The organism is Idiomarina sp. UBA4206, assembly GCF_002383015.1.
GTDB classification, from domain to species: domain Bacteria; phylum Pseudomonadota; class Gammaproteobacteria; order Enterobacterales; family Alteromonadaceae; genus Idiomarina; species Idiomarina abyssalis.
This window is the reverse complement of the sequence record NZ_DFTS01000058.1, coordinates 26,548-32,926: the sequence shown is the minus strand read 5'-3', so window position 1 is coordinate 32,926 and position 6,379 is coordinate 26,548. Positions and strand designations below refer to the sequence as shown.

6 protein-coding genes are annotated in these 6,379 nt (G+C 46.3%); 3 read left to right on the top strand and 3 right to left on the bottom strand.

Annotation, left to right across the window (positions count from 1 at the left end):
• From B3180_RS11750 to B3180_RS11740, 3 genes are all read left to right on the top strand, one after another.
• The coding region (locus tag B3180_RS11750; RefSeq protein WP_286844734.1) for a vWA domain-containing protein at positions 1-873 on the top strand (873 nt) is incomplete at its 5' end.
• Positions 870-1,106 (top strand): hypothetical protein, encoded by a 237-nt coding sequence (locus B3180_RS11745; RefSeq protein ID WP_286844732.1) that lies wholly within the window; start codon positions 870-872, stop codon positions 1,104-1,106. The genes B3180_RS11750 and B3180_RS11745, both read left to right, overlap by 4 nt.
• The gene (locus tag B3180_RS11740; RefSeq protein ID WP_286844729.1) at positions 1,061-2,263 is read left to right on the top strand and encodes a phospholipase D family protein; all 1,203 of its coding nucleotides are present in this window, start codon (positions 1,061-1,063) and stop codon (positions 2,261-2,263) included. The genes B3180_RS11745 and B3180_RS11740 overlap by 46 nt, the downstream gene beginning before the upstream one ends.
• A 1-nt stretch (position 2,264) precedes the next feature.
• On the opposite strand, the gene B3180_RS11735 is transcribed toward B3180_RS11740, so the two are convergent.
• From B3180_RS11735 to B3180_RS11725, 3 genes are all read right to left on the bottom strand, one after another.
• Entirely contained in the window at positions 2,265-4,079 is a 1,815-nt protein-coding gene (locus B3180_RS11735) for a DUF885 domain-containing protein (RefSeq protein ID WP_286844726.1), read from the bottom strand.
• A gap of 19 nt (positions 4,080-4,098) precedes the next feature.
• Entirely contained in the window at positions 4,099-4,974 is an 876-nt protein-coding gene (locus tag B3180_RS11730) for an MBL fold metallo-hydrolase (protein ID WP_273022861.1), read from the bottom strand.
• On the bottom strand, positions 4,971-6,379 hold a 1,409-nt coding region (locus B3180_RS11725), incomplete at its 5' end, for a ligand-binding sensor domain-containing diguanylate cyclase (protein WP_286844722.1). The genes B3180_RS11730 and B3180_RS11725, both read right to left, overlap by 4 nt.

Sequence of the window (6,379 nt, the reverse complement as noted above, 5' to 3'; positions counted from 1 at the left end):
CAGCAACTCGGTAGTCTGGATGAGTTAATGAAAACCTTTCACGAACGCTTAAAGGAACAACAGAAGCGTCACCAGGGAGGCTCGAAATGGATTGGTACCGGAGGAACATCGCCCTTTGGAGCTTATGGTTACCATCCCGGAGGTATTCGAATAGGCCAGGATGGCAATCGTAATCGAAGTGCGGCCAAAGTGTGGGATAAACGCGAGTTTCGTGACCTTGATGATAACGCCAGACTGGAGCAACGCGGCTTTCAGATGGCTCTTAGAAAGCTAAGACAATTTGCGCGCACTGGTGCCGCTAGCGAACTTGACTTAAAAAGCACCATTGAAGCTACGTCAAAAAAAGGTGGTTTACTTGATCTGAAGTGGCAGTCTGAGCGACATAATGCGGTTAAAATTATTTTGTTGCTGGATGTTGGTGGGTCAATGGATGATTATGTTTATCAATGTGAGCAATTGTTCACGGCGTTAAAAAATGAGTTTAAGCATTTGGAGTTGTTTTATTTTCATAACTGCGTTTATGAAGGTGTCTGGCGCGATAACTCCAGACGTCGGCAGGAGCAAATTCCGACGGAGCAGTTAATTCAGACATATGGTGAGGATTACAAATTGCTATTTGTCGGTGATGCAACCATGGGGCCGTATGAAATTGCCTACCCCGGAGGCAGTGTTGAACATTGGAATGAAGAGCCCGGCGAAGCCTGGATGAACCGTTTAACTCAGCACTTCGAAAAAGTGGCCTGGCTTAACCCTCAACCTGAAGAACATTGGCGGTATTACATGTCGGTGCGCATGATAAATGATTTAGTCGGAGGCAGAATGTACCCGCTGACTCTTGACGGTCTGGAACGGGCAATAAGTGGCATAAAATGACTCCTTTACTTGCGGCCTCTGCCGATAATAAGTTTCAGTTTTTAAGCGATGCTCATCGTTCGCTTATTGCCAGAGTCCGTTTAATACGTGAGGCAAAATACCATATTGCTTTGCAATACTATTTGTGGCGCCCGGATAGTAGCGGTTTGACGTTGTTAAAAGAGTTGTTAGATGCCGCCGAGAGGGTGTGCGCATTGATTTGTTGTTGGATGATTTACACAGCAAACCGTTAGAGCCGCTATTACGAGACTTATCCTCCCGAACCAATTTTAATATTAAATTGTTTAACCCTTTTACGCATCGTCGTTGGCGCTGGCTTAACTGGCTTACCGACTTTAAGCGAATGAATCGACGGATGCACAATAAAGCCTTACTGGTCGATGGAAAAGTTGGCATTGTAGGTGGCCGCAACGTTGGTAATGAGTATTTTGGTACTCATGCCGGTCAACTCTTTTCCGATCTTGATGTTATTGCCAAAGGTGAGGTTGTTAATAAGCTTCTTGAGGACTGGCAACACTACTGGAATTGTCTTTTGTCGGTGCCGGTCAGTTCAATAAAGTCGGGCAACCAGAAACGACTATTCGAGGATATTTGGTCCAGATTCCAAAAGCATCCTGAACTGCAGGATTTAAAGCAGTTTGTTCTGTCGGACGAACATTTGAATAATTTTCCGGACAAAGACTCCGAGCGTTGGTATGAAGCGCCTGCCATTGTGGTCAGTGATGACCCTTTAAAGGCTCAGTTAAATAGCAAGCCGCAACGGCTAGTTACGCAACAACTAGCAAAGACATTAGGCTCGGCGCAGCATTCAATTGTGATGGTTTCTCCTTACTTTGTTCCGACACCCGCTGGTGTTAAAGAACTCGAGAATTTGTCGGAGCAGGGGGTTAAGGTTCGGGTCCTGACTAATTCGTTAGCAGTAACCGATGTGCCGGCAGTACATGCTGGTTACCAGCGTCATCGCCGACGCTTATTGCTGTCAGGGGTACAGCTATTTGAGTTGCGCCGAACAGAAGAGAAGCGTCTGCGTAAAGATGTCAGGCCATATTTTAGACGCTCTGCCTCAAGCCTGCATGCGAAAACAGTCACCGTTGACGCTAAGAGAGTGTTTGTCGGTTCGTTCAATTTTGATCCGAGATCAGCTCAGATCAATACAGAGTCAGGCTTGTTAATAGAGTCGGTAGAGATGGCAGAACGAATTAACGCAATGTTTGAGCATGAATTACCGCTGCGCACTTACGAAGCGAGGCTTAATCGTTTTTATAAGCTGTATTGGCTGGATAAAAGTAAAATACCGGCGCTGAGGCTTTATAAAGAGCCGGGGGCCGGTATTTGGCGGCGCTTGGCGGTTTGGTTAACCGCCCGTTTGCCGGTTGATCACTTGCTTTAAACTACGGTTGCTGAGCAACCCAACGTTTCACCTTGCGCTCCAGTACGGTCAGTGGAACAGCACCGTCCTCAAGAACCACACGGTGGAAAGCTTTGATATCAAAGTTATTACCCAGCTTTCTCTCAGCATCGCGGCGCAGCTCGCTAATTTTTAGCTGACCAATTTTGTAGGCCAGAGCCTGACCGGGTAACGCCATAAAGCGCTCTGCCTCTGATACCGCACGAGCTTCTGCAACCGGGGCGTTGTCATACATGTAGTCTAGTACTTGTTGACGACTCCAGCCTTTAGCGTGAATTCCTGTATCAACGACCAAGCGTATAGAGCGCCACAACTCTGCAGCCAGCTGTCCGAAACGCTGGTAAGGGTCATCGTAGAGCCCCATATCGTAGCCTAGCGCCTCTGAGTATAACCCCCAGCCTTCAGTGTAGGCCGTTTCCCGGCCAAACTTCCGGAACCGGGGTAAGTCTTCCAATTCTTGCTGGATGGATATCTGGAAATGATGACCCGGTGCTGCCTCGTGCAGGAATAGCGCCGTTTTTGCCCAACTGGGGCGCGATGGTAAGTCGTAAGTGTTCAGGTAGAAAATTGCGGGTCGCGAGTTATCAGTAGGTGCGGCCTGGTAAGAACCTGAACTTGCCGACTGCTCACGAAATTCCTCAACTTTACGCACTTCGTACTCAGCCTGAGGAAAGATATCGAACAGCTCGCCAACGACTTCATCAACAGTACCTCGCAAGGACCGGTAGTCTTCGACCATTTCGTCTCTGTTATCGTAAATGAATTGTTCGTCGTTCGTCATGAAGTCAAAAAAGGCCTGTAAGTCGCCTTCAAAGTTGGTTTCCTCCATGATTTCGCGCATTTCACCGTGAATACGGGCAACTTCATCTAAACCAATATTGTGAATACGATCAGCGCTTAACTCAGTTGAAGTGTTAGCCTTAATTTTATACTTGTACCACTCAGTACCGCCGGGCAACTGACCCAAGCCGAAACTGTCTGTACGAGTCTCCGGTAAATACTCATTACTGAGGTAATCACTGAGTTTTTGATAAGCAGGCATGACGGTATTGGCGATAACATCGCGGTATTCTTCACGAATTGCTTTGGCGTCTGTATTTGCGATGTCCTCAGGTAAATCTTTTACCGGACGCCAAAAGATGCTTTGCGTAACGTCTTCGGTAATTTGTGCATCAATTTGGGGAATGGCTTTCTCAATTAAAACGCGCGGCTGAACAATGTCTTGTTTAACGCCAACTTTCATGTTCTCAATAGCTTGCTGGAAAAGTCGGGGGATTTGTTTCATGCGACTGGCCCATGCACGGTAGTCTTCTACTGTATTGAATGGTTGAGCCGATGTGCCAGAGCCCAGCATTGCCAGACGACCGGCGATATTATAAAACTGGTTGATAGGTAACAAATGCTCAGGATATTGCGCGCCCTCAATGGCCAGTTCCCTGTTTCGCTTGAAGATTTCATAACTGATCCGCTCTGAGCGGGGGAGCTGCTCGGCATTGATGCCTTTAATTTTCTCTAAGTAGCTTTTTTCTAAAGCGAGTAATTCTTCAAGATGCTCTTTTGAATAGAAGTTCGGCAATTCATCATTATATTGATTGTCACCAATATAAGTCGCTAATAACGGGTTTAGTTTCAGTTGTTCGTCAAAGTAATTTTTATAGATCTCTTGCAGTTCTTCGGTTTGAGACGTTTGTTTAACTGAGCTTGTTTGACTGTCTGATGCTGTTTCTGTTTGCTGTGGCTGGCCACAACCAGCTAACAATAGTGATAGTGAAATAGCGAGAGTGGTTTTGTTCATCATTTTAAGTACCTGCTTGCAGTTATAAACGGTTCAAAGGGACTTTTAGGTAAACAGTACCATTGCTTTCTGCCGGGGGCATTTGACCCGCACGAATATTAACTTGAATGGAAGGAATGATAAGTCGTGGCATATCCAGTGTTGCATCGCGCTCTTCTCTCCATTTTACAAACTGTTCTTCGCTGGCTTGTCCGCCGACATGGATGTTGTTTTGTTTTTGTTCTTGTATCGTGGTTTTACATTGATGCTCGCGCCCCTCGGGAGGGTAGTCGTGGCAAATGTAAACGTCCGTTGTACCGTCCAGTTGGAAAAGCTTTTGAATAGATTGATACAAAGTATTGGCACTGCCTCCGGGGAAGTCACAGCGAGCGGTTCCTACGTCCGGGTTAAATAATGTATCACCCACAAAGACTTTGTTTTCATTCACAACGTAAGCAATATCAGCAGGTGTGTGGCCTGGTGTATGTATTACACGGAAACTCATTGACCCTACCTGAAAGGTCTCTCCGTCACTCAACAGTTTATCGAAGTGCTCCCCATTAGGCAGAAACTCTTTTTCAAGATTATAGACCTGCTTAAATATTTTTTGCACATCCGTAATATGTTCGCCGATGGCAATAGGTGCATTGAGTTGCTTTTTTAAAAAAGGAGCGGCACTTAAGTGGTCAGCGTGCGCATGCGTTTCCAGTATCCAGGCAACATTTAGACTGTTTGTGTGAATAAAGTCTAAAATGCGTTGTGCGCCGTTAGTACAAGTTTTACCCGAGGGGTAATCAAAGTCGAGCACGGGGTCGATAATAACGGCATCTTTTTCATCCGAATCAAAGACAACGTAACTGAAGGTTTCGCTGTCGTTATCAAGAAAAGCTTCAACGTTTATTGAGTTATGCTTGTTCATGGTTTTGACTCCATTCGGTTGCGACCGGCACTTTTTGCCTGATAAAGAGCCTGATCAGCTGCAACGAGTAAACCAGCATGATCAGCATAGTGAAAACTACTGGCAACACCAATACTAACGGTAATCTTCATGTCTTCAACAAGATCGTCGAATGGTGTTGCAGCTATTCGCTCACGCATTCGTTCACTGGCTTCCTTAGCGACTTCAAGCTCTGAGTTCGTAATTAATACGGCAAACTCTTCACCGCCCCAACGAGCGACATAATCAATGTCTCTGATTTCATCGCGCAGGACCTCCGCGATTCTTACCAGTACCTTATCGCCGACAGTATGTAAGTAATGGTCGTTGACATCCTTAAAGTAGTCGACATCAAGGATAGCTAAACTTAAATAGGTTCCGTCGCGTCTGCAGCGACTCAGCTCATGTTGCAGGCGTTCATCAAAGGCGCGCCGGTTTCCAAGATTCGTTAATGGATCCTGCCGTGCCATGGTCTCTAAGTCAGCTGTTTTCTCTTTAACCATTTTTTCCAGTCGCAGCCGTGTCTGGTTATGCTGGTTAAGGCGTGCTTTTACGCCAACCAATGCTAAAAGCGCAACAGCTAAAGAGGCAACAATCCAAAACCATGCCTGCATCCAGATATGAGCCGACTGCCGGAAAGCAAAATAGTCGGGTTGACTCCATTGGCCACCGGGATACCTGGCCCGAACCTGAAAGATATAATCGTTGGCCGGCAAGGTCGTGTACTCTGCAGAGTTAAGAGAGTTTTTATTCACCCAATTTTCGTCAAAGCCAACCAGGCGAACCTGATAGTCAATTTGCTCCGCCATAAGATAACCAGGAGCAACAAACTCGAACACGATTCGGTCCGTCTCAGCACTCAGTTTCTCTCCGAAGATGACTGTTTTGCCATCGGCTTTTACTGACTCAATATTTACCTCCGGAGGAAGGTTGCCAATTTCCGTAATCGTTTTCGGATTAACCTCTGAAACACCATTACTGGTTGCTAGCCAAATACTGCCATCGCGAGCCTGGAGCATGGAAGGACCGCCGCTGTTTATTTGGGCGCTCTCAAGTCCATCTACTTCGCTAAAGCGTTCAACATTGAGCTTATTGGCCTGCCCATTTAACGCTTTGGTAAAGGAGTCATGTTCAATCATTACTGGGCCGCGGTTTGAGCCGAGCCAGAGATTGCCATTACCGTCGAAAGCGACGGACATAAAGTTATCAAAGGGCAAGCCTTGATCACGGTTAAAAATTTGCCAACTGTTCTTCTTCATATCATGAACGACGAGTCCTCGATCAGTTGCCATCCATAGGTATCCAGAATGTTCGGTAATATGAAAAGCCAATTCGGCATTGTTCAGTTCGGTTAAGTCAACGGGAGTGATTTGGTAATCGAATGCAT

What these genes read in the sequence shown, in the direction of transcription:
- B3180_RS11745 (WP_286844732.1), top strand. Translation starts at nt 870, where the DNA reads ATGACTCCTTTACTTGCGGCCTCTGCCGATAATAAGTTTCAGTTTTTA.
- B3180_RS11735 (WP_286844726.1), bottom strand. Translation starts at nt 4,079, where the DNA reads ATGATGAACAAAACCACTCTCGCTATTTCACTATCACTATTGTTAGCT.
- B3180_RS11730 (WP_273022861.1), bottom strand. Translation starts at nt 4,974, where the DNA reads ATGAACAAGCATAACTCAATAAACGTTGAAGCTTTTCTTGATAACGAC.